Source organism: Nocardioides sp. YR527, assembly GCF_900101045.1.
Lineage (GTDB): Bacteria > Actinomycetota > Actinomycetes > Propionibacteriales > Nocardioidaceae > Nocardioides.
The window spans coordinates 289,786-312,483 of the sequence record NZ_FNFN01000001.1 but is presented as its reverse complement, the minus strand read 5'-3'; the positions used below and the strand labels follow the sequence as shown (position 1 = coordinate 312,483).

Genomic DNA, 22,698 nt, shown 5'->3' with positions numbered 1-22,698 from the left:
AACTCCTCACAGGCTTATTCGGCCGCTTCCCCACCCCGCAGCGCGTACGCCCCGGCGACGGCGGCCGCGAGCAGCACCACCAGGCAGGCCGCGGTGATCCCGGACAGGGCCTGCCAGGGGAACGTCAGCGGCGCCTCGGGCACGTCGCGCACCACCGCCTGCCGCAACAGCCAGCCGGTGAATCCGGTGACCGCGCCGCCGACCAGCAGAGCGCCGGCGCCGGTGAAGACCGTCTCCCAGAGCGCGGTGCGGCGTACCTGGGCCGGGGTGGCGCCGACGAGCCGGGCGGTGGCCGTCTGGCGGCGGCGCTGGCTCGCCCCGATCAGGACCGCGTTGACGGCCGCGATCGCGGCGTAGACCCCGGCCGGGCCGAGCATCACCCACAGCACGACCGTGTTCATCTCGCGCGCCTCGGCCGAGACGGCACCGACCCACTCCTTGCCGGTGCTCACCTCGGCTCCGGTGTCCCGGATCGACCGTGCGGTCCCGGCGAGGTCCGCGCCGGCGTCGGTGCGCACGAAGACCGTTCCGGTCTCGCGGGCGACCCGGTCGATGCGGGGCAGGTCGTCGGGCACGATGATGTCGCTCCACAGGTTCGGGGCGTCGGGGACGACGGCGACCAGGCGCACCTTGACGGCCCGGCCGTCGATGCGCATCCGGCGGGTCTGGCCGACCCGGCCGCCGAGGTCGGTGACGTAGGAGGCGGTGACCGCCATCGCCCGTCCGTGCAGGTCGGCGAGGCTCCCCCGCGTCGCCTGCAGGCTGCGCGTCGCGGCAGCGCTGGAGACATCGACGACCTCGACGTCCTCGGGACCGCCCCCGAACCCGACCTGCGCCGTGCGGCGGACGTCGCTCACACCCACCCCGGGCACGTCCCGGATCCGCTCGGGGCGCTCCGCCTGCTCGACGACCAGCTCCGACCTGAGCGCGGCCCGGTCGGCGCCCTCGCTCCAGTCTGCGGTCGCCCCGACCGCGAGCACCATCGAGCCGGCCACCGCCATGATGGCCACCACCGGCGCCGCCACCGCGGCGGTCATCCGGCTGCTGGTACGGGCGAGGTCGCGAGCCAGGTGGGCCGCCGGGTCCCGTCCCGCCACCGTGGCACCGGCGTACGCCGCGAGCTCGGTGTAGAGCAGGCCGCCCACCGCGTTGGCGCCGATCACGGCGACGATCGGCAGGAACATGCCCACGAGCAGGGCGAACAGCAGCGGCATCTCGGGAGCGAGCACGGCGGTCGCGACCAGCGCGCCGGCCGCGGTGAGCGCGACCAGCCCCTGGACCACCGTGGGCCGTCGTCGCTCGAGGACCGCGTCGCGGAGCGCCTCGACCGGCTGCGTACGTCCGGCCCGGGCGCCCGCGCGCCAGGCACCGACCAGGGCGACGCCGACACCGCAGGAGGCGGCGATCGCCCATCCGGTGCCCTGGCTCGGCATCACGAGCAGGACCGGCGTGACACCGGCCTGGTGCAGGATGCGCAGCACCGGCACCGTCACGGCAGTGCCGAGCAGGCAGCCGGCGACGGTGCCGAGCGCCGCGACCGCGAGCGCCTCTCCGAGCAGCAGGGTCCGCACCTGGCGCGGGGTGGCACCGAGCAGGCGGAGCAGGCCGAGCTCGCGGCGCCGGGTGGCCACCACGAACCCGAAGGTCGAGGAGACCACGAAGAGCGCCAGGAAGAGCGAGATCCCGGCCATGATGCCGAACAGCGACCCCAGGTCGTCGATCTGCGTCCGGGTCTGCGGATCCAGCCCGTCGGTGGCGGTGCCGAGCGCTCCCAGCATGTTGGTGGCGAGGGTGATCAGGGCGATGCCGCCGGCGAGGGCGACGGCGGCACCGGCGTACGGGGGCCAGGACTGACGCAGGCTCTTCAGGCTGTGCGCGGCCAGCGAGACCAAGCTCATCGAACAGGCTCCAGCTCGGCCATGCGCGCGCCGATCCGGGCGGGGTCGCTGCGCTCCATCTGCCCCACGACCCGGCCGTCGGCGAGGAACAGCACGCTGTCGGCGTACGAGGCGGCGAGCGGGTCGTGGGTGACCATCACGACCGTCTGCGCCACCCCGTGGGTCACCGGCGCGTCGACGAGGTTCCGCAGCAGCTCGAGCACGTCGCGGCCGGCGTGGCGGTCCAGGGCACCGGTGGGCTCGTCGGCGAAGAGCACCGCGGGCCGGGCGTGCAGCGCACGCGCGATGGCCACGCGCTGCTGCTGGCCACCGGAGAGCTCCGGCGGCCGCCTCCTGGCGAGCCCGTGCAGACCGACCTGATCGAGCGCTGCGATCACCTCGGCGCGATCCGGACGTCGGCCGGCGAGACGGGCGGGGAGGGCGACGTTGTCGTAGGCGGTGAGAGCGTCGAGCAGATTGTACTGCTGGAAGACGAAGCCCATCATCTCGCGTCGCAGCCTGGTCAGGGTCGTCCGGTTCAGGCCGGCCAGGTCGGTGCCGGCGACCCGGACACGGCCCCGGGTGGGCCGGTCGAGGCCGGCCGCGATCTGCATCAGCGTGGACTTGCCCGATCCCGACGGCCCCATGATCGCGGTGAACGTCTTGGAGGCGAAGGCGTGGCTCACGCCCCGCAGGGCGTCGACCTTGCCTGAGCGGGACCGGTAGGTGCGGGTGACGTCGTCGAGGACGACGGCGGGCGGGCCGGGCGGCCGGGCCGCGTGGACGGCGGCCGGGATGGTGGCGGTCATGGTTCCAGCAAACGCGTCATCCGTGGGGTACACCCGGGCGCGGACGCCACGGTGGGGTAGCGCGTGCGCTACCCCACAACGGGTGCTGAGTGCCTAGGCTCGAGAGTCATGAGACCACCACCCGACGTCTGGGCCGCGCTGCGCTCCTCCCCCTGGCGGCTGCTCGCCTCCAGCTGGCCCTGGCGCGCCCTGGCCTACCTGGCCTCGAGCGCTCTGATCGGTCTCGTCGTCGCCTTCCTGCTGTTCGTGCTGGTCGGCGTCGGGCTGCTCACCCTGGTCCTCCTGGTCGGGGTGCTGGTTCTGGCCGGGATCCCGCTGCTGGCGGCGTTCGTCGCCGACATGGAGCGGGTACGCCTCCGGCTGGTTCTCCCCGAGGCACGACCGGCTCCGGCCGAGCCGCCGGAGCCGATCGCCTGGAACGACCGGCTCCGGGCTCTGCGCCGGCTGCGGATCTCCGGGCCAGAGGTCGGCTACACCGTGCTGGTCGGCACGGTGCTGTGGGTGGTCGACGCCGTCGCGATCAACCTGATCATCACCATCCCGGGTGTCCTGGTGCTCGCCCCGGTCCTGGTCCGGCTCGACGCTCCCGTCGCGTTCGGCCCCTGGCAGCTCACCACTCCCACGGAGGCCTGGATCGCCGTGGTCCCGGGCCTGGTGCTGCTGATCGCCGGCCTCTACGCCGCCACCCTCCTCGCCGCCGCCCAGGCCAGCCTGGCCCGGCTCCTGCTCGAACCGGCCCAGACCCGGATGGCCGCGGCCGTCGCCGAGCTGCGCCGTTCGCGCGTCGACCTCGTCGACGCCTTCGAGACCGAGCGCAGCCGGATCGAGCGCGACCTCCACGACGGCGCGCAGCAGCGGCTGGTCGCGCTGACCATGACCCTCGGCCTCGCCGAGCTGGAGGTGCCCGAGGGCAACGGGCTCGACCTCGTCCGGCAGGCCCACGCCCAGGCCGAGACGGCGCTGGCCGAGCTTCGCGCCACCGTCCGCGGGATCCATCCGCGGGTGCTGGTCGACCACGGGCTCACCGCTGCCGTCCGCGAGCTCGCCGACGCCTCCGGGATCCCGGTCTCGGTCGACCTGCGGGTCGAGCGCCGGCTGCCGGCGCCGGTCGAGGCCGCGGCGTACTTCCTGGTCGCCGAGGCACTCACCAACGCCGTCCGCCATGCCGGTGCCCGTTCCGCCCGCGTCGAGGGGCACGTCACCGGTGACCGGCTGGAGGTCGGCGTACGCGATGATGGCGCCGGCGGCGCCGCCGTGCGTCCCGGAGGCGGGCTGGCCGGCCTGGCCACCCGGCTGGCCGCCCTGGACGGCCACCTCGAGGTCACCAGCCCACCGGGCGGACCGACGGAAGTGAGGATGACGTGCCCGACCACGCTCCCCTGAGGATCGTCCTGGCCGAGGACGCCGCGCTGCTGCGCGAGGGCCTCCTCGCCATCCTCGAGCGAGCAGGCCACGAGGTCATCGCCGCGGTCGGGGACGCGGACGCCCTGCTCGCCTTCACCGACCACACCCGCCCCGACGTGGTCATCACCGACATCCGGATGCCGCCGACCCACACCGACGAGGGGCTGCGCGCCGCCGCCGAGCTCCGCCGGCGGCACCCCGACCTGGCCGTCCTGGTGCTCTCGGCCTACGTCGCCGACGCCTATCTCGCCGAGCTCCTCGACACCACCGGTGGCGGCGGCGTCGGCTACCTGCTCAAGGACCGGGTCGGCCACGTCCGGGACTTCCTCGACAGCCTGGACCGGGTGGCCGGCGGCGAGACCGTCGTCGACCCCCAGGTCGTACGCGGCCTCCTCAACCGGCACCAGCCCGACGGTCCGCTCGACGTGCTCTCCGAGCGCGAGCGCGAGGTCCTGGGCCTGATGGCCGAAGGCCGTACCAACGGCAGCATCGCCACCACCCTCTTCGTCTCCGAGGCCGCCGTGCGCAAGCATGTCGGCAACATCTTCGCCAAGCTCCGGCTCGACCCGACCACCGACCGACGCGTCTCCGCCGTCCTCGCCTATCTGCGCGAGGCCTAGCGGAGTGAGGTGAGGGTCAGAACGTGATCCCCCGGGCGGCGAACCGGTCGCGGACGAGGTCGGCGGCGGCCTGGCCGTCGCGAGCCGCGGCTGCGGCGTACGTCTCGGCGGCCGCGGCCTGGAAGCTGGTGTCGGCGGCGTAGGAGAACTGCGAGTAGATCAGCGTGGTGTCCCAGTCGCGGGTGGTGAGGCCGAGGTCCTGGTAGCCCTCGCGGATCTCCCACAGCGCCTGGCTCCAGATCTGGCCGTCGTAGTGCACCTGGTTGCGGCGGTCCTCGAGGGTCAGGTCGAGGTGGAAGCTGCGGATGCAGTGCGGGGCGTCGGTGTAGGAGGTCGAGTCCCAGTCCATCGGGCAGGACGGGTCGGCGGCGACCGGCCAGCCGAACTCAGCGGCGGCGTCGAGCCCGACGGTGACGGCGAGATAGTCGCCGAACGACTCCCCGATCGCGCCGGCGTCCAGGCTGCTGCCGTAGCCGGGCACCTGGCTGGCGTGGACGGCGTGGCCGTACTCGTGGACGATCACCTCGGCGTCCTCGGCGTCGTCGACACCGCCCTTGCCCAGCCGGATCCGGTAGGGCTTGTCGGTCTGGTAGGAGTTGTCGCCGCCGTACTGGTTGATCTTGACCGAGAACGGCTCGTTCAGGACGCCGGGGAGCGTCTCGCCGAAGCCGAGGGTGTGCAGGTAGGTCTGCGCACGGGTGACCCAGAAGTAGCCCATGACCTGCTCGAACTGGTCCTGGTGGCGGTCGTAGGAGAAGCTGTTGGTGGCCGAGCGCGCGGGAGTGCCGGTGCTCGACTCGACGACCGCGTAGTCACCGCGGAGGTAGCCCGAGCCATCCAGGTGGGTGAGCGGGACCTGGGCGTAGGCACTGTCCGGGACGGCGCTCGCGGCGTCCTTCTGGTCGGTCAGGCCCTGGTCGTTGCTGGACTGGACCGGGTTGACCATGAAGACACGGGCGGTGCCCTCGGAGGAGCCGCTGCCCGGGGCCGAGGTGGCCGGACTGAGCGGGACGGCCAGTCCGGCGGTGGCCGCCAGGCCTGCGGTGACGGCGATCGAGAGTCTGCGCATGTGGGGCATGGTCATCTCCTGGAATGAACGGCCGTACGGCCGGGTGATACCGGGAGGCTATACCGCGAGGATGTCCTTGGACAGGAGTTCTTCCAGAGGAAGGTCGGGGTCGAGCTCGATCCCGAACCCACGGGCGTGACCGTCGATGACGAACCAGATCGACTGGGCGGTGAGCCGCTCCAGCGTCTCGGCGGGCAGGCGCTCGCTGGTGCGGGTCAGCCAGCGGCGCACGGCACCGAAGACGGCGCCGACCAGGCCGTAGATCAGCGGGTCGAGCGCCTCGGCCTCCTCCTCGGTGGGGTTGCCCCCGAGAGCGATGACGGCGGTGCCGACGATCGCCGAGATCCGGCCCGCGAGCTGCTCCATCCCCTGTTGGAAGGGGCCGTCGTCACCGCCGTCGATGTCGTGGTCGGCGGCGAGGTGGAGAGCCGGATGGGCCCGTGCCCAGCGGACGTAGGTGCCGATGATCCGCTCGATGATCTCCGGGACCGTGCCGTCGAGGGTGATCCCCGGCAGCAGATCGGACCAGAGCCCGTCGAGGATCGCCTGCTGCACGGCCCGGTCGAGGTCGGCGCGGTCCTCGAAGTGGCGGTAGATGACCGTGCGGGACAACCCCGCCTTGACGGCGATCTGCTGAACCTGCACGTCGGCGCCCGGCTCACCGGCCTCGATCACCGCGATGGCGGCATCGATGATCTGCTGGCGGCGCTGCTCGTTGTGCTTGCTCCACCGGTCCTGCCGACCATCACGCTTCTCCCCGGCCACCCGCTTCTCCCCCTGCTCCCGTGACGTTTGTCGAGAGCGTCTCAGCGCTCCTTGCGACGTCCAAGAGCGTATCGGGGTTTCCGCGACTTCGCGGCGATGGCCCGCATCTCCTCGACATCGGTGATCTTCACCCGCGGACGGCCGGACTCGGCACCGCGGCGCTTCTCCTCGCGGTCGATCGCCTGCCAGCCGGCCAGGTCGACCATGGCGGGCTGGCGGCCGCGTACGACCGCGGCGATCTCGCCGGCGTCTCCGACCGGGGCCGGGATCCGGTCCGTGTCGAAGTCGTCGAGCACCTGCTCGACCGTCTCCTCGGCGTCGGACTTGTTGGTGCCGATGAACCCGTTGGGGCCGCGCTTGACCCAGCCCGCGACGTAGACGCCCGGGAGCACCCGGCCGCGCTCGTTGGGGACGGTGCCGGTCGTGGCGTCGTAGGGAAGATCGGCCACGGGCAGACCCTTGTAGCCGACCGCGCGCAGCAGCATCCCGGTCTCGAGGACCTCGGTCTCGCCGGTGGGGACGGCCCGGACGACGCCGTTCTCGCCGCGCTCGAGGCGGTTGCGACCGACCTCGACCCCGGTGACCCGGCCCTCACCCAGCACGCGCACCGGCGAGCTGAGGAAGCGAAGCACGATCGTACGCAGCTCCGGATCGACCTCGCGGCCGGCGAGCTCACGCAGCAACCGGGTGGTCGTCTCCCCACCGGCGAGCGCCTCCTCGAGCGGCAGATCGCCCGTGTCGACGACGACGTTGATCCCGGTGTGCCCCATCAGCCCGACCAGCTCGGGCACGGTGAAGGCCGCCTCCTCGGGCCCCCTGCGCCCGAGGACGACGACCTCCCGCACCGCACTGTCACGCAGGACCGCCAGCGGACCCTCGGCGATGTCGGTGCCGGCCAGCCGCTCGGGGTCCTCGGCGAGGATCCGGGCGCAGTCGAGCGCCACGTTGCCGTTGCCGACCAGGACGACCCGCCCCGACTGGAGGGAGTCGGAGTCGAGGTGGACCGGCAGGTCCTGCTTGTCGGGATGGCCGTTGTACCAGCCGACGAAGTCGGTCGCACTGAGCGAGCCGGGCAGGTCGTCGCCGTCGATCCCGAGGGCCCGGTCGCTCGCCGCGCCGACGGTGTAGACGACCGCGTCGTAGCGGGCGGTCAGCTCGGCGTGGGAGACGTCCTTGCCGACCTCGACGCCGAGGAAGTAGCGGAACCCCGGCTGCGACTCGATCTGCGCGAAGAGCTTCTCGACCTGCTTGGTGTTCTGGTGGTCGGGCGCGACACCGGCCCGGACCAGGCCGTACGGCGTCGGCAGCCGGTCGAAGACGTCGACGGTGATCTCGGGGTGCTTGAGCAGCTCGTCGGCGGCGTACATCCCCGCCGGCCCGGCGCCGACCACCGCGACCCGGAACGGTCCGGTGCGGGTCAGCCGGCGCTGGGGGTGGACCAGGGCGAGCGGGGTGCGGTCGGAGTGCGGGAAGACCTCGAAGTACTCCGCGTTGATCGCCAGGAACGGCGCCTGCGCGGCGCTCAGGGTCGTGTGCGGGACGATGGCGTCGGCCGGGCAGGCCGTGACGCAGGCTCCGCAGTCGACGCAGCTCTTGGCGTCGACGTAGAGCATCTCGGCCTCGCCGAAGCCGGGCTCGCCCGGGGCGGGGTGGATGCAGTTGACAGGGCAGGCGACCACGCACGAGGCGTCCGCACAGCACGACTGGGTGACGACGTGAGGCACTTGTGACTACCGTTCTGGGGCGTCGGGCTAGGGGTTCAGTACGACGCCGCGCGCGGCTCGGCACGGTAGCGCGAGGCGCGACCGTCGATGCCGGTCAGCCGCCACAGCAGCTTGGCCGGACCCTTGCGGATGCCGAGGTTGTCGGCCAGGAGGCGTACGTCACCGAAGAGGTCACGCAGCAGCTTCTCGGACTCCTCCGACTTCCACCAGATCTCGCGGGCGACCTCGTCCGGGATGCCCATGTCGTGGCGGGCCTGCTTGCTCGGGACCATGATCACGTCGCAGAGCAGGCGCATGATGACCGGGAAGAGGTAGGCCAGCAGCGTCTTCTTCACCCGGCCGAGCTCGGGCACGTGCTGCTCGAGGTACTGGTGGGCGAAGCCGATGTGGCGGGCCTCCTCGGCGATGTGGATCTGCATGATCCGGTTGGCCGCGGGGTGGCTGCCGCCGGAGCGCATCGCACCCTTCTGCAGGTGGTCGATCGGCTCCTCGCCGGCGAGGATGCCGGTGAAGAACGCCTCCGGGAAGAACGCGCCCGCCGAGGCCATGAAGGGCACCAGGACCTTGAAGTAGGTCGGCGCGCCCGCCACGTCGGGGTTCACCCGGTTGACGAACTCCTGGAACATCTGGGTGTGGTGGGTCTCCTCGGTGACCTCGTGGGTCGCGTAGCGGAACTCCGGGTTGTTGTTCTTCGACCAGACCAGGTGGTTCATGACGCCGCCGATGAGCAGCTGCTCGAACTGCAGGCCGACCTTGGCGACCTGGGCCCAGCGGTACATCCCGATCTCGATCTGGCGCTGCTTCGGCAGCGCCTTGTACCACGGGTGGGCACCGATCTCGTCGGAGTCGTTGAGGATCCAGCGCTCGTCGTCGGGCAGCACCGCGAGCTCGTCGGAGTCCCAGTCGATGTCCTTGAACGGGTCGAAGTGCACCTCCACCGAGGCCTCCGACAGCGTACGAAGCGTGTCGAGGTAGGCCTGCTTGCCCTGGCGGACGTATCCAGCGGACTTCTCATCCTGAACAGCGGTCATGACGATCGCTCCTTTGCATCGCTGAGTTCTACGTTGAGCTGACGACGTGACCCACGTTACCCGGACACGCGTCCCGATAACAAGAGTACGCGCGACTTCGTGTCGCGTGTATCTTCGGGGCGTACGAAAGCGCCCCGTCCCCAACTTGGGGACGGGGCGCTGGACGATCACGGAGGCCGGATCTCGACCCGCCCGTCGCTCCCGCTCGCAAGCTCGCGGAAGCGGGGCTCGCTCGATCTCTTCGCGTTGTGACCCTGCTCGTTCCTCGCAGGGTCACAGGCTCAGACCTGCTCGTGCGACTCCACGGCGGCGACGATCCGCTCGATGGCCTCCTCGACCGGGATGCCGTTCTCCTGGTGGCCGTCGCGGTAGCGGAAGCTGACCGCGCCCTTCTCGACGTCCTCGCCTCCGGCGATCAGCATGAACGGGATCTTCTGGAGCTGGGCGTTGCGGATCTTCTTCTGGAAGCGGTCGCTCGACTCGTCCACCTCGACGCGTACGCCTGCCTTCTTCAGCTTGCCGGCGACGTCGTAGACGTAGTCGTTGAACGCATCCGCGACCGGGATCATCTCCACCTGGACCGGGGCCAGCCACGGCGGCATGGCGCCGGCGTAGTGCTCGACCAGCACACCCAGGAACCGCTCGATCGAACCGAACTTCGCCGAGTGGATCATCACCGGCTGCTGGCGGGTGCCGTCGGCGGCCTGGTACTCCAGGTTGAACCGGTCCGCGGCCGGCTGGTTGAAGTCGTACTGCACCGTGCCCATCTGCCAGGTCCGGCCGATCGCGTCCTTGGCCTGGACGGAGATCTTCGGTCCGTAGAAGGCCGCGCCGCCCGGGTCGGGCACGAGGTCGAGACCGGTCTCGGAGGCGACGTCCTCGAGAATCTTCGTTGCCTCGGCCCAGTCCTCGTCGCTGCCGACGAACTTGTCCTTGTTGGAGTCGTCGCGGGTCGACATCTCGAGGTAGAAGTCGTCGAGACCGAAGTCCTTGAGCACGGTCAGCATGAAGTCGAGCAGGTGCTTGACCTCGGCCGGTGCCTGCTCCTTGGTGCAGTAGGAGTGGGAGTCGTCCTGGGCGAAGCCACGCACGCGGGTGAGCCCGTGGATGACGCCCGACTTCTCGTTGCGGTAGACCGAGCCGAACTCGAACAGGCGCAGCGGCAGCTCGCGGTAGGACCGTCCGCGCGAACGGAAGATCAGGTTGTGCATCGGGCAGTTCATCGCCTTGAGGCGGTAGTCCTGACCGTCCACGTCCAGCGCCGGGAACATGCCGTCGCCGTAGTAGGGCAGGTGGCCCGAGGTGTGGAAGAGCTGCTCACGCGCGATGTGAGGGGTGCCGACGTACTCGAAGCCGTGCTCGATGTGCTTGGCGCGTACGTAGTCCTCCATCTCGCGCTTGATGATCCCGCCCTTGGGGTGGAAGACCGGGAGGCCGGAACCGATCTCGTCGGGGAAGGAGAACAGGTCGAGCTCGCGGCCGAGCTTGCGGTGGTCGCGGCGCTCGGCCTCCTCGATCCGGGTCAGGTGGGCCTCGAGCGCCTCCTTGGACTCCCAGGCGGTGCCGTAGATGCGCTGGAGCTGCTTGTTCTTCTCGTCGCCTCGCCAGTACGCCGCGGCGCTGCGCATCAGCTTGAAGGCCGGGATCCGCTTGGTGGTGGGCAGGTGCGGGCCGCGGCAGAGGTCCTTCCAGGCGATCTCGCCGTTGCGGTCGAGGTTGTCGTAGATGGTCAGCTCGCCGCCGCCGACCTCGGCGCTGGCGCCTTCGGCGGCGTCGGCGGCCGAGCCCTTGAGGCCGATCAGCTCGAGCTTGTAGGGCTCCTCGGCCAGCTCGACGCGGGCGTCCTCGTCGGTGGTGACCCGGCGGGAGAACTTCTGGTTGGCCTTGATGATCTTCTTCATCCGGGACTCGATCTTGACCAGGTCCTCCGGGTGGAACGGGGTCTCGACGTCGAAGTCGTAGTAGAAGCCGTCGGTGATCGGCGGGCCGATGCCGAGCTTGGCCTCCGGGAAGAGCTCCTGCACCGCCTGCGCCATCACGTGCGCGGTCGAGTGGCGCAGGATGTCGTGGCCGTCCTTGGAGTCGATCAGGACACCCTCGACGGCGTCGCCGTCGACGAGCTCGTAGGAGAGGTCCTTGAGGTCCTCACCCACCCTGGCCGCGATCACGTCGGGGTTGTCCGCGAAGAGCTCCCACGCCTTCGTGCCCGTAGTGACCGCCCGTTCCTCGCGCCCGTCGGGGGTGAGTACGGCGATCTTGATCTCGGACACGGATGCTCCTGTGGGTTCCAGTGATGTGTGGACCGCGATCTTCGCGCGGCGTTCCGATCGTATCCGTCGCCGGCGGCGTACTGCGAATGGGTGAACCCCGTGTCAGGCACGGTCGCGAGACGGCCGGCTCCGACTCGGCTGCGCCAACCCGTGGGGGCATACGGCTACACTTCCGAGCCTCGATCGACGTCCCTGCCAGTCTCTGATGTGAAAGGCCTCGTGCTCCCCACCACCGGCCCCAAGTCCCGTCTCATCGACCCATCCCGCCGGGTCCTCCGGCTACAACGACGTACGTCGGTGGCGACCGTCCTGATCACCCTGGGCCTCGGCACGCTGGCGATGCTGTTCCCGGCCACCGTGGTCGGGCAGCAGGCCGCCGACCGCTGGAACAGCGGGCAGTGGGCGGAGGTGAGCGTGGTGGAGCGGTGCGAGTTCGACGGCGGCACCGGCGAGATCACCTCCTGCCAGGGGAGGTGGCGCGCCGACGGCGAGCAGGTCACCGGGAGCATCCATGGCACGCTGCGCGACATCGGCCGCGACCCCGACCCCTCGAAGGCGACCTTCCGGATGTGGGTGGTCGACTCCGACGCCTACGGCGAGCATGCGATCAACCCGTGGCCGGCCCGCATCATCGGGATGGGCCGCGACCCGGTGCTCTGGGGCGGGATCGCGCTCACGGTGCTCGGGCTGGTGGTCCTGCCGAGGCGGCGGACGTGGCTGCGTACGCCGGGCGAGGAGACGCTCAGCGAAGACCTCGGCATCCGGCTGAGCACCCACCCGGCGCACGGACGGGCGTGGCTGGCGCCCGTCGGTCTGGTCCTCGGCCCGGCGCTCATCGCGGTCGGCGCCTGGATCGCCACGCGGCCGCATCTGCCGATGGTGCTCGTGCTGGCCGGGGGTCTGGTTGCCCTCACCGGGCTGATCCTGGGGTTCCGGCTGACCTGGCTCGGGCTGCAGCGCCCGCTGGCGGTGGACATCGGGCTCTACGAGGGTGGACTGGTCCTGGAGTATGCCCGGCACACCGATGTCATCCTCTGGGAGGACGTGACCAGCGTCGACACCGGCGTCGTCGACGAGCGCAGGGCCAACCCGCGCATCGACGTCACCCTGCACCTGGTCACCGGCGCCGCACTGCGGCTGCCGCGGGTCGACCACCAGCACTCGTTCACCGCCCACCTGCACCGGATCGCCTCCGCCGGATCACTGCCGACCGGGTGAGGACGCGGTGAGGTAGCGTCGGCGCCGATGAACCAGATGCGCGCAACCGTGGTCCACAACGGCGAGCTCTCGGTGCGGTCGGTCCCGCGTCCCGAGCCCGGGCCGGGACAGCTGCTGATCAAGGTGCTGCGCACCGGGATCTGCGGCTCGGACCTGCACGTCCGCGAGCACGCCGACGAGCTCAACGAGGTCGTCACCGAGCTCGGCTACACCACCGCGATGAAGCCCGAGCAGGAGATCGTGCTCGGACACGAGATCCTGGGCTCCGTCGTCGCCTACGGCCCGGAGACCCGCGGCCGCTGGGAGCCGGGCACGTCGGTGACGGCGCTGCCGGTGCTGCGTACGGACGGCGCGGTCCACATGGTCGGCTTCGACGTCGACTCCCCCGGCGGATTCGCGGAGTACTGCGTCGTCCAGGAGGCCTTCACCTTCCCGGTGCCCGACAGCGTCTCGCCCGACCAGGCCGTGTTCACCGAGCCCCTGGCCGTCGCCTTCCACGCCGTACGCCGCGGGGCCGTCTCCGCACGGCGCCCCGCCGTGGTCATCGGCTGCGGCCCGATCGGGCTGGCCGTCATCCTCATGCTCAAGGCGCAGGGGGTGAAGACGGTGGTCGCCTCCGACCTCTCCCCCGCGCGCCGCGCGCTGGCGGTGAAGTGCGGCGCCGACGTGGTCGTCGACCCGCGCGAGTCCTCTCCCTGGGACGCCTACAAGCAGCGTGGTCCGGTGAGCTCGCTGACCGAATACCTCGGCTTCGGGATCGACGCCATGCAGGTCGTACGCCGCATCCCGCTGCTCCCCTGGGAGACCGTGCTGCTCAACGCCGACCGCCTGGGGCAGTCGCCGACGGGTCCGGTCGTCTTTGAGTGCGTCGGTGTGCCCGGGATGCTGGAGCAGATCATGACCGCGGCGCCGCTGCACACGCGTGTCGTGGTGGTCGGGGTGTGCATGGAGCCGGACACGATCCGGCCCGCGATCGCGATCCACAAGGAGATCGACCTGCGGTTCGTCTTCGGCTACGACCCTGCCGAGTTCGCGCGCACGCTGGAGCTGATCGCCGGCGGGAAGGTCGACCCCTCCCCGCTGCACACCGGCACCGTCGGGCTCGACGGCGTCGCCCAGGCCTTCTCGGATCTGGCCGACCCGGAGACACACGCGAAGATCCTCGTCGACCCCTGGGCGTGACACGAGACACGGCACCCACGATTCTGGTGGACGGGTCACCTACCGGTAGTATCTGACCCATCAGCGGCCCGTTCCGGTCTTGCCCCCGGCCGCTCTCGGTATCAACTCATTATGGCGAGACACATCGCTTGAAAAGTTGACTCCTTGTCTCAGCAGAGCTTCAGCGCGCTCGGCGTGCCCGCAGACCTCACCGCCGTCCTCGACCACCACGGCATCACCTCCCCCACCCCGATCCAGGCCGCGACCCTGCCGGACTCCCTCGCCGGGCGCGACGTGCTCGGTCGCGGGCGGACCGGGTCGGGCAAGACGTACGCCTTCCTGCTTCCGCTCGTCGCCCGCCTCGCGGGTGGCCCGAAGGCGAAGGCGGGCAAGCCGCGGGCGCTGGTGCTCGCCCCGACCCGTGAGCTGGTCCGCCAGATCGAGGAGTCGCTGCGGCCGCTGGCAGCAGAGGCCGGCCTGAGCGTGCAGACCGTCTTCGGTGGTGTCGGGCAGAACCCGCAGGTCATCGGCCTGCGCAAGGGTGCCGACGTCGTGCTCGCCTGCCCCGGGCGCCTCGAGGACCTGATCTCGCAGCGTCACGCCGACCTGTCCTCGATCGAGGTCACCGTCCTGGACGAGGCCGACCACATGGCCGACCTCGGCTTCCTGCCCGCCGTGCGGCGCCTGCTGGCGATGACGCCGAAGGGCAGCCAGCGCCTCCTGTTCAGCGCGACGCTGGACAAGGGCGTCAACGTGCTGGTCAAGCAGTTCCTGCAGCAGCCGGTCGTCCACGAGGCCGACTCGGCGCAGTCGCCGGTGGCCGAGATGGAGCACCACGTGCTCCACCTCTCCGCCCGCGAGCACCGCATCCCTGTGCTCGCCGACCTCGCCGCCGCTCCGGGCCGCACGGTCGTCTTCACCCGCACCAAGCACGGCGCCAAGGGCGTCGCCCGCCAGCTCGGCCGCGCCGGCATCCCGGCCGTCGAGCTCCACGGCGACCTCTCCCAGAACGCCCGCGTACGCAACCTGGAGGCGTTCCACTCCGGCCGGGCGACCACCCTGGTGGCCACCGACATCGCGGCCCGCGGGATCCACGTCGACGACGTCACCCTCGTCGTCCACGCCGACCCGCCAGCCGAGCACAAGGCCTACCTGCACCGCTCCGGGCGTACGGCCCGCGCCGGCGCCTCCGGCACCGTGGTCACCCTGATGCTCCCCGACCAGGTCAAGGACGTCCGCACCCTGACCCGGGCCGCCGGGATCAAGCCGACCACCACTCGCCTCGACGGGCCCTCGCACCCCATCCTGGTCGAGCTGGCCCCGGGCGAGCGCAGCCGCCCGGGCCCGTTCGTCCCGGTCGTCACCCAGCCCCCGCGCCGCCCCGCCGGCGAGGGCACCGGCAACCGCAAGAGCCGCCCCGGCTCGCGTGCCCGCAAGCGCCAGCGCGCCGCCGGGTCTCGCTGATCCACCGCTGGTCGACCCGCTGGTCGACCCACTGGTCGAGCCGCCGGTCGAGCCGCCGGTCGAGCCGCCGGAGCCGCTAGGCGAAGGCGTGTCGAGACCAACACGGTCCCCTCGGCGCTCGATAGGACCGTGTTGGTCTCGACACGCTCGGCCGCAGGCGGCCTCACGGCTCGACCGGCGGGGTCGAGACCTCCGACTCGAGACTGAGGACCCCACCCCTCTGCCGAACTAGGGTTGGCCGGGTGACTGTGCATGACACCTCCGGCTCGCCGGGCCGGCTGGCGACCTTCTTCGCGACCGACGACGACTGGGAGCGGGAGGGCTCGATCACGCTCGGCGACTGGCTGGTCGGGGCGATCGTGCTGGTCGCGAGCCTGGCCACCCTGGAGCTGATCCGGGGAGTCGGGACGCTCGACTCCAGTGACGCACCGACCTGGGTCGAGTGGCTGGCGGTGGTCAGCGGAGCCGCGCTGCTGGTCTTCAGACGCCGCTTCCCGCTGACGGTCGCGCTACTGGCCGGGGCGCACATGTTCGTCGCCGGGGTGTGGCTGCCGATGGTGATGGGACTGCTGCCCATGCAGATCATCTACTTCGTCGCCTTCTTCGCCGGCGCGGCCTGGGCGCGGCGCCGGCGGGACATGGTGGTCGTGATGGGGCTGATCACGCTGTTCATGTTCGCCTGGATCGCCTGGCAGTACGCGGTCGGCAGCGGGCTGGACGAGATCCGCGAGTCGACCGCGGACACCGAGGGGTCCTCGCTGATCGGGCCGGTGAGCGCCTACGTGCTGCTCACCACCGTCGTCAACCTGCTCTACTTCGCCGGGGCGATCGTCGGCGGCCAGGTCGCCTGGCGGGGCGCGCGGCAGAAGGCGGAACTGGCCGAGCAGGCCGCGACCATCGCCGCGCAGTCCGGGCAGCTCCAGCGGCGTGCGGTGATCGACGAGCGCCTGCGCATCGCCCGCGAGCTGCACGACGTGGTCGCCCATCATGTCGCGGTCGTCGGCGTCCAGGCCGCCGCCGGGCGCAAGCTGCTCGAACGCGGCCGTCCCGGTGACATCGAGGGCGCCGCCGAGGCGCTCGGCAACGTCGAGGCCTCCGCGCGCGAGGGCGTCACCCAGATGCGCTCGCTGCTCGGAACCCTGCGCGACCCTGCCGGCGACGCGGAGGCAGGGGCCGAAGGCGTACGCCGCCCGGAGCCGCGACTCGAGGACCTGCCCGCGCTCCTGGACGGGGCACGCGAGAGCGGGCTGTGGGTCGACTACCAGGCCGTCGGGCCGGTCGAGGACCTCCCGGTGCCGCTGGCACACTCTGTCTACCGGATCGTCCAGGAGGCGCTGGCCAACGTACGCCGCCACTCCACCGCCGACCGCGCCCAGGTCGTCCTCCGCGTCGACCGGGCGACGGCCGCGCCGTACGCCGAGGTCGAGATCACCGACAACGGCCGGCCCCGGCACGGCACCTCCGGCAGCGGACTGGGTCTGCTCGGCGTACGCGAGCGGGCGGCCATCCGGAAGGCGGAGGTCGACATCGGACCCAGGGCCGTTCAGGGGTTCCGGGTACGTGTGCGGTTCCCGATCGAGACGGAGGTGCCGGCGTGATCCGGGTGCTGCTCGCCGACGACCAGCAGCTGGTGCGCTCGGGATTCCGACTCATCCTCTCGTTGGAGGACGACATCTCGGTGGTCGGTGAGGCCTCCGACGGCGCCGACGCGATCGCCAAGGTGCGCGAGCTGCGGCCCGACGTGGTGCTGATGGACGTGCAGATGCCCGGCACCGACGGCATCGAGGCGACGCGTACGGTGGTGGCCGAGGGGCACGCGAAGGTGATCATCCTGACCACCTTCGACCGCGACGACTATCTCTTCGACGCGCTCGCCGCCGGTGCGAGCGGCTTCCTGCTCAAGAACGCCGACCCCGACTCGCTGGCCGAGGCGGTGCGGGCCGCCGCCGACGGCCACGCCCTGCTCGCCCCGGAGGTCACGATGCGCGTGATCGGCCGGGTGACCAGCGACAACGCCCCGCCGGCGTCGAGACCGAAGCCACCCAGGGAGCTCGACCTGCTCACCGCCCGCGAGCGCGAGGTGCTGCTGCTCATCGGCGAGGGGCTGAGCAACAACGAGATCGCCCGGCGGCTGTTCCTCACCGAGGCGACCGTGAAGACCCACGTCTCGGCCTGCCTGGCCAAGCTGCAGCTGCGCGACCGGGTGCAGACCGTGGTCTTCATCCACCGCCACGGGCTCCTTCCGGCCGGCCCTCCCAACGGGTGAGCCCGAGTTCATCCTCGCGACGGATCCGCCGAGCGCGGCGCTGAAATAGCGTGGGTCCCGTTCGTTCCCAACGCAGAGGAGATTCGATGCTCGAGGTCAGCGGGTTGACCCGTCGGTTCGGCGAGATGGTCGCCGTCGACGACGTGTCCTTCCCGGTCCCGTCCGGTGGGCTCACCGGGTTCGTGGGCGGCAACGGTGCCGGGAAGACGACCACCATGCGGATGATCATGGGGGTGCTGGCCGCGCACGCCGGGACGGTGTCCTGGCAGGGCCACGAGGTCACCCGTGAGGACCGGCGCCGGTTCGGCTACATGCCCGAGGAGCGCGGTCTCTACCCGAAGCAGCCGATCCTGGACCAGCTGGTCTACCTGGCGCGGCTGCGCGGTATGTCCACCGCCGAGGCACGCCGGGAGATCTCCGCGCTGCTGGAGCGGTTCGGCCTCGGCGGCCGCATGAAGGATCCGCTGGAGAAGCTGTCCCTGGGCAACCAGCAGCGCGTCCAGATCATCGCCGCCCTCGTCCCCGCGCCGATGGCGCTGATCCTCGACGAGCCCTTCTCCGGGCTAGATCCCGACGCCATCGACGCGATGGCCGACCTGCTGCGCGAGCATGCTCGCGACGGCGTACCCGTCGTCTTCTCCTCCCACCAGCTCGACCTCGTCGACCGGCTGTGCGACCGGCTGGTGGTGATGGCCCGCGGCCGGGTGGTCACCCAGGGGACGGGTGAGGAGCTGCGCGCCGACAGCGCGCTCCGCTACCGGCTCGTCCTCGACGGCGACGCCGGTTGGGTACGCGACCTGCCGGGCCTCCACGTCCGTGACGTCTCCGGCCCCGAGGCCGAGATCGAGGTCGTCTCCCCCGGCGCCGAGCAGAAGCTGCTCACCGAGGCCACCAGCCGCGGGAACGTGCTCGACTTCCACCGCGTCGTACCCCGCCTGTCCGAGATCTACCGGGAGGTCACCGCATGACCACGGTGAAGACCAGGAACCAGCCCGTGTGGCAGATCGTCGCCCGCCGCGAGATCGCGGTCCGGGCCACCGACAAGTCGACCCTGATCGGCACCGCGGTCATGCTCGCGGTCATCGTGGGCGTGCTCGGCTTCACCGCTTGGAGCGAGAGCCGCGAGAAGACCTACGACCTCGCCTACTCCGCCACGGTCTCGGAGGCGATGGTCGAGGGCATCGCCGAGCGGGCGAGCGACATCGACGAGAAGGTGAGCATCGAGCCGGTCGAGGTCGCCGACGAGGACGCCGCCCGGCTGGCGCTCGAGGAGGAGCAGGCCGACGCGTACCTGCGGGCCACCTCGGACGGATGGACCCTGGTCAGCCTCGAGGAGGCCGACTCCGACCTTCGCGACGTGGTCGATCAGGCGATCCAGGAGATCGTCCTCGCCGGCAACGCCCAGGCGGCCGGCACCTCGGCGGCCGTGCTCACCGAGGGATCGCAGGTCGCGTTCGACCAGATCGAGGGCGACAGCGAGCTGAGCGCCATTCGGTGGATCGTCGGGTACGCCCTCGCGATCGTCTTCTACTTCGCCTCGATCATGTTCGGGATGACGCTGGCCAACAGCGTCGTGGAGGAGAAGCAGTCGCGGATCGTGGAGATGATCGCCGCCGCCGTACCGCTGCGGCAGCTGCTCGCCGGCAAGATCATCGGCAACGCCGTCATCGCCGTCGGGCAGATGCTGATCTACGTGGCCGTCGGGCTCGTCGGCCTGAGCCTGACCGACTTCAGCTTCGCCCTACCGGCCCTGTCCGGCGCGATCGGCTGGTTCGTGGTCTTCTTCCTGATCGGCTTCGTGGTGCTCTCGACCCTGTGGGCGGTCGCTGGCGCGCTCGCCTCCCGCACCGAGGACCTGCAGTCCTCCTCCACGCCGATCACGATGCTGCTCATGGTGATGTTCTTCGGCGCCCTCTACCTCGACGGCATCGGCGAGGTCATCGGTTCGTACGTCCCACCGCTCTCCGCGGTCCTCATGCCGATGCGCCTGGTCGAAGGCACCGCGGCCTGGTGGGAGCCGATCATCGCCGTGGTCCTGCTCCTCGCCTTCGGCGTGGCCCTCGTACGCCTCGCCGAGCGTCTCTACAGCCGTGCCCTCCTCCAGACCGGTGGCCAGCTCTCCTTGAAGGCGGCCTGGCGCCTCGAGGAGTAGCCGACCCGTCACCCACGTCGGCCGAGACGTCACTCCGGTCGGTCGAGATGGCACCGAGGTGCCATCTCGATTCGCCTCAGTGACTTCTCGCCCGACGTACCTGACTTCTCGGCATGATGGGGGCAGTCGACGACGACCCGAGGAGCACAGACATGGCCCGAGAGATCACCACCGTTGTGGAGGACCTGCACTATCTGGAGTGCCCGCGGTGGCACCAGGACCGGATCTGGTTCGTGGACTTCTACTCCCACAAGGTCTACTCGGCCCAGGAGGACGGGTCGGATCTCCGGGTCGAGGCGGAGGTGCCGGGGCAGCCGTCGGGGCTGGGCTGGCTCCCCGACGGCCACCTCCTGGTCGTCTCGATGCGCGATCGCCGGATCCTGCGACGCGAGACGGACGGATCACTGGTGACCCATGCCGACCTCAGCGGCCATGTCGTCCACCACCTCAACGACATGGTGGTGGACGAGCAGGGCAGGGCGTACGTCGGGAACTTCGGCTTCGACATCATGGCCGGCGCCGACGTGGCGCCGACGGTGCTGCTGCGCGTCGACCCGGACGGGACGGTGACCGAGGTCGCCGACGACATGTGGTTCCCCAACGGCAGCGTGATCACCGAGGACGGCACCCTCATCGTCGACGAGACCTGCGGCAACCGGATCAGCGCCTTCGACATCGCGGAAGACGGCTCGCTGAGCAACCGGCGTACGTGGGCGAAGTTCGGTGAGCTCAGCACGCACACCGCCTTCGCGGAGGCGATGGGCGATGCGGTGCTCGCGCCCGACGGCTGCTGCCTGGACGCCGAGGGTGCCGTGTGGACCGCCGACGCGGTCTTCGGCCGGCTGGTCAGGGTCGCCGAGGGCGGCGAGATCCTCGAGCAGATCGAGCCGGGCGGCGGCGTCTTCGCATGCATGCTGGGTGGGAGCGACGGCAGGACGCTGTACGTCTGCGCCGCACCCGACTTCTTCGAGGAGCCGCGCAAGGCCAACACCGAGGCACGGCTGCTGGCCATCCGGGTCGACGTGCCGAGGGCCGGGCGCCCCTAGGGTCTGGTCTACGCCTCGGTCCTCTCGTCGCTGGCGTCCGGCGGCGGGCCGTCGAGACGGCCGGCGCGACTGCGCATCGGCACGGCGACGTGGATGGCGTTGCTCTCGAGCGTGAAGTCGGCCGGCGTCTCGGTGAGGATCTCTCCGTCGAGGTTGACCGGCATCGGCTCCTCGGTGGTGATCCGTACGGCACGGGTGGTGGTGTGGTGCACCTGCTCGTGCTCGACGAAATGGCCGCTCTTCAGCAGCCGGGCGATGGAGACATGGTCGCTCAGCTTGCCTCGCATGATCGCGTAGACGTCGAGGAGATCGTCGTCGACCGAGGCGTTGGGTGAGACGGTGTTGCCGCCGCCGTAGTGGCGGCCGTTGCCCACGGCGACCTGGAGAAGGTCCTCGAACTCGACCGTCTCGTGGTCGCCCTCCGGGAACTCCAGCCGTGCGGTGAAGGGTGTGTGATCGCGGTAGGCCTTCAGCGTCGCCACCGGGTAGGCCGCGGGCCCGATCAGCTTCTTCATCCCCGGGCTCAGCGCCTCGGTCACCGCGACGGACAGACCGAAGGAGGCCACGTTGAGATAGGCGTGTCCGTTGGCCCTGCCGACATCGACGTTGATGACCTTGCCCTCGAGCAGCTGCTGGATCGCGGCCTCTGGCTCGAGCTCCAGCTCCAGCGTGCGGGCGAAGTCGTTGGCAGTGCCGAGCGGGACGACGGCGAGCACGACGTCGGTATTGGCGACGCGGCCAGCGGCAGCGCTCACCGAGCCGTCACCACCGCCGATGACCAACAGGTCCGGCTTCTCGGCGGCCACCTCGTCCAGCGCGGCCTCCAGCTCCTCCCCCGAGTGGACTGCGTAGGAGCGGACGTCCTCGATCCCGGCGGACCGAAGCTTCTCCTCCAAGGAATCCAGTGCGTGCTCTCCCCGGCGTGAGCCGGCGTTGACGACGAGGGCGACCTTCACGGAGTCACGCGACAACAGCGATTGCATATCCACCCTCAGGAGCGTACGCACTCCACCTGAGTCCGCGCTGGCGTGTTCCTGTGGGTGGCCTGTGTGGCTGGCTACCGGCCGACGGCGCCGGGCGTGACCACCTCGGCGAAGACCCCGAACGCCGGCTCGCCGGCCCGGTTGAGCGGGCGGTGCGAGGCGAGGGTCTTCAGCAGCCGTACGTCCCGCTCCCCGGTCTCCGGATGGACGTCGATCACGGCGCAGCGCGGGACGGGCACGCCGATCCGCAACGTCGCGGCGCCCACCCGGACCTCGCGCCCGAGCCAGGACTCCTCCGCATAGGGTTCGTCGGTCTCGACCACGAGCGTCGGCCGGAACCGCGCGGCATCCACGGGCTCATCGCCGGTCTGCCCAGCGACGTCGCGCAGCGACGCCGTGGTGACGACCGTGACCGCACCCGCGAAGATGACGTCGCCCCTGCGCGCACGGGCCAGGCGCACCGGCCGGCCGAGCCACCGCGAGAACAGCGCGGTGTAGGGTCCGTCGACCAGCTCCAGCTCGACGTCGCGGCCCCAGTAGTCGCAGGTGAGGCTCTCCCCGGTGACGACCGGCTCGGCGGACACGGACTCCCCGTCGGGCAGCTCGACCTCGAGCCGGTCCTCGACCAGCTCGGCGCGCACCGCGACCAGCGACGGGTTCTGGACCGTGCGCAGCACCCGCCCGCGGGCCGGGTCGGCCTCGTCGACCGACACCAGCGCGAACCCACGGTCGCCCACGGCGCCCTGGGCGTCGAGCACCACCTGGTCACGGGCAAGATGCCTGGTCCCCTTGATCGGCGCGAACCCCGCGCGCACGACCTTCAGCTCATCGATCACGGG

19 protein-coding genes are annotated in these 22,698 nt (G+C 71.0%); 10 read left to right on the top strand and 9 right to left on the bottom strand.

The annotated features are described in order from the left end of the window. Positions 1 to 14 precede the first annotated feature (14 nt). Positions 15 to 1,898, bottom strand: a complete 1,884-nt coding sequence (locus BLT25_RS01460; RefSeq protein WP_091041197.1) for an FtsX-like permease family protein — start codon at positions 1,896 to 1,898, stop codon at positions 15 to 17. Beyond that, positions 1,895 to 2,686: an ABC transporter ATP-binding protein gene (locus BLT25_RS01455; protein ID WP_091041196.1), complete on the bottom strand. Its 792-nt coding sequence runs from the start codon at positions 2,684 to 2,686 to the stop codon at positions 1,895 to 1,897. The genes BLT25_RS01460 and BLT25_RS01455 overlap by 4 nt, the downstream gene beginning before the upstream one ends. Before the next feature lie 108 nt (positions 2,687 to 2,794). Here BLT25_RS01455 and BLT25_RS01450 point away from each other — a divergent pair, with 108 nt between their 5' ends. Together BLT25_RS01450 and BLT25_RS01445 are read left to right on the top strand one after the other, a co-directional pair. Then, positions 2,795 to 4,069: a sensor histidine kinase gene (locus BLT25_RS01450; RefSeq protein ID WP_091041195.1), complete on the top strand. Its 1,275-nt coding sequence runs from the start codon at positions 2,795 to 2,797 to the stop codon at positions 4,067 to 4,069. Then, positions 4,048 to 4,710: a response regulator transcription factor gene (locus BLT25_RS01445; RefSeq protein ID WP_091041193.1), complete on the top strand. Its 663-nt coding sequence runs from the start codon at positions 4,048 to 4,050 to the stop codon at positions 4,708 to 4,710. Before BLT25_RS01450 ends, BLT25_RS01445 begins: the two co-directional genes overlap by 22 nt. 16 nt (positions 4,711 to 4,726) lie before the next feature. Here the strand turns inward: BLT25_RS01445 and BLT25_RS01440 are convergent, their stop codons facing one another. The 5 genes from BLT25_RS01440 to thrS all read right to left on the bottom strand — a co-directional run bounded on the left by BLT25_RS01440 (position 4,727) and on the right by thrS (position 11,569). Then, positions 4,727 to 5,794 carry a M36 family metallopeptidase gene (locus BLT25_RS01440; RefSeq protein WP_256328398.1) on the bottom strand — a complete coding sequence of 356 codons (1,068 nt, stop codon included), beginning with the start codon at positions 5,792 to 5,794 and terminating at the stop codon, positions 4,727 to 4,729. A gap of 42 nt (positions 5,795 to 5,836) precedes the next feature. Next, on the bottom strand, positions 5,837 to 6,544 hold the full coding sequence (locus BLT25_RS01435; RefSeq protein ID WP_091041192.1) for a TetR/AcrR family transcriptional regulator: 708 nt from the start codon (positions 6,542 to 6,544) through the stop codon (positions 5,837 to 5,839). Between the two features lie 41 nt (positions 6,545 to 6,585). After that, positions 6,586 to 8,268: an FAD-dependent oxidoreductase gene (locus BLT25_RS01430; protein ID WP_091041191.1), complete on the bottom strand. Its 1,683-nt coding sequence runs from the start codon at positions 8,266 to 8,268 to the stop codon at positions 6,586 to 6,588. A 35-nt stretch (positions 8,269 to 8,303) separates the two neighbouring features. Beyond that, positions 8,304 to 9,299: an AurF N-oxygenase family protein gene (locus tag BLT25_RS01425; protein ID WP_091041189.1), complete on the bottom strand. Its 996-nt coding sequence runs from the start codon at positions 9,297 to 9,299 to the stop codon at positions 8,304 to 8,306. 281 nt (positions 9,300 to 9,580) lie between these two features. Continuing rightward, a complete protein-coding gene (gene thrS, locus BLT25_RS01420; RefSeq protein ID WP_091041188.1) occupies positions 9,581 to 11,569 on the bottom strand; it encodes a threonine--tRNA ligase in 1,989 nt (662 codons plus the stop codon). A 219-nt stretch (positions 11,570 to 11,788) separates the two neighbouring features. Between thrS and BLT25_RS01415 the strand changes: the two genes are divergently transcribed. The 8 genes from BLT25_RS01415 (at position 11,789) to BLT25_RS01380 (ending at position 20,876) form a co-directional block, all read left to right on the top strand. Next, positions 11,789 to 12,787 (top strand): hypothetical protein, encoded by a 999-nt coding sequence (locus tag BLT25_RS01415; protein WP_143033611.1) that lies wholly within the window; start codon positions 11,789 to 11,791, stop codon positions 12,785 to 12,787. A gap of 27 nt (positions 12,788 to 12,814) precedes the next feature. Beyond that, entirely contained in the window at positions 12,815 to 13,969 is a 1,155-nt protein-coding gene (locus BLT25_RS01410; RefSeq protein ID WP_256328397.1) for a zinc-binding dehydrogenase, read from the top strand. 144 nt (positions 13,970 to 14,113) lie between these two features. After that, the gene (locus tag BLT25_RS01405) at positions 14,114 to 15,412 is read left to right on the top strand and encodes a DEAD/DEAH box helicase (RefSeq protein ID WP_091041185.1); all 1,299 of its coding nucleotides are present in this window, start codon (positions 14,114 to 14,116) and stop codon (positions 15,410 to 15,412) included. A gap of 242 nt (positions 15,413 to 15,654) precedes the next feature. Next, positions 15,655 to 17,010 (top strand): sensor histidine kinase, encoded by a 1,356-nt coding sequence (locus tag BLT25_RS01400; protein ID WP_218131207.1) that lies wholly within the window; start codon positions 15,655 to 15,657, stop codon positions 17,008 to 17,010. After that, positions 17,007 to 17,678, top strand: a complete 672-nt coding sequence (locus tag BLT25_RS01395; protein ID WP_091041183.1) for a response regulator — start codon at positions 17,007 to 17,009, stop codon at positions 17,676 to 17,678. Before BLT25_RS01400 ends, BLT25_RS01395 begins: the two co-directional genes overlap by 4 nt. A gap of 86 nt (positions 17,679 to 17,764) precedes the next feature. Continuing rightward, positions 17,765 to 18,646: an ABC transporter ATP-binding protein gene (locus tag BLT25_RS01390; RefSeq protein WP_091041182.1), complete on the top strand. Its 882-nt coding sequence runs from the start codon at positions 17,765 to 17,767 to the stop codon at positions 18,644 to 18,646. Beyond that, the gene (locus BLT25_RS01385; RefSeq protein WP_091041180.1) at positions 18,643 to 19,830 is read left to right on the top strand and encodes an ABC transporter permease; all 1,188 of its coding nucleotides are present in this window, start codon (positions 18,643 to 18,645) and stop codon (positions 19,828 to 19,830) included. Before BLT25_RS01390 ends, BLT25_RS01385 begins: the two co-directional genes overlap by 4 nt. A 152-nt stretch (positions 19,831 to 19,982) precedes the next feature. Beyond that, complete coding sequence (locus tag BLT25_RS01380; protein ID WP_091041178.1) at positions 19,983 to 20,876, top strand: SMP-30/gluconolactonase/LRE family protein; 894 nt, start codon at positions 19,983 to 19,985, stop codon at positions 20,874 to 20,876. 8 nt (positions 20,877 to 20,884) lie between these two features. Here the strand turns inward: BLT25_RS01380 and BLT25_RS01375 are convergent, their stop codons facing one another. After that, entirely contained in the window at positions 20,885 to 21,859 is a 975-nt protein-coding gene (locus BLT25_RS01375; RefSeq protein ID WP_091041177.1) for a lipid kinase, read from the bottom strand. Positions 21,860 to 21,933: 74 nt separating this feature from the next. Next, positions 21,934 to 22,695, bottom strand: a complete 762-nt coding sequence (locus BLT25_RS01370; protein ID WP_091041176.1) for an MOSC domain-containing protein — start codon at positions 22,693 to 22,695, stop codon at positions 21,934 to 21,936. Between the last annotated feature and the right edge of the window lie 3 nt (positions 22,696 to 22,698).

Excerpts from the sequence above, each read along its gene's own strand:
- BLT25_RS01460 (WP_091041197.1), bottom strand. The coding sequence starts at position 1,898 with ATGAGCTTGGTCTCGCTGGCCGCGCACAGCCTGAAGAGCCTGCGTCAG.
- BLT25_RS01375 (WP_091041177.1), bottom strand. The coding sequence starts at position 21,859 with ATGCAATCGCTGTTGTCGCGTGACTCCGTGAAGGTCGCCCTCGTCGTC.
- BLT25_RS01440 (WP_256328398.1), bottom strand. The coding sequence starts at position 5,794 with ATGACCATGCCCCACATGCGCAGACTCTCGATCGCCGTCACCGCAGGC.
- BLT25_RS01390 (WP_091041182.1), top strand. The coding sequence starts at position 17,765 with ATGCTCGAGGTCAGCGGGTTGACCCGTCGGTTCGGCGAGATGGTCGCC.
- BLT25_RS01380 (WP_091041178.1), top strand. The coding sequence starts at position 19,983 with ATGGCCCGAGAGATCACCACCGTTGTGGAGGACCTGCACTATCTGGAG.
- BLT25_RS01450 (WP_091041195.1), top strand. The coding sequence starts at position 2,795 with ATGAGACCACCACCCGACGTCTGGGCCGCGCTGCGCTCCTCCCCCTGG.
- BLT25_RS01425 (WP_091041189.1), bottom strand. The coding sequence starts at position 9,299 with ATGACCGCTGTTCAGGATGAGAAGTCCGCTGGATACGTCCGCCAGGGC.
- BLT25_RS01455 (WP_091041196.1), bottom strand. The coding sequence starts at position 2,686 with ATGACCGCCACCATCCCGGCCGCCGTCCACGCGGCCCGGCCGCCCGGC.
- BLT25_RS01410 (WP_256328397.1), top strand. The coding sequence starts at position 12,815 with ATGAACCAGATGCGCGCAACCGTGGTCCACAACGGCGAGCTCTCGGTG.
- BLT25_RS01385 (WP_091041180.1), top strand. The coding sequence starts at position 18,643 with ATGACCACGGTGAAGACCAGGAACCAGCCCGTGTGGCAGATCGTCGCC.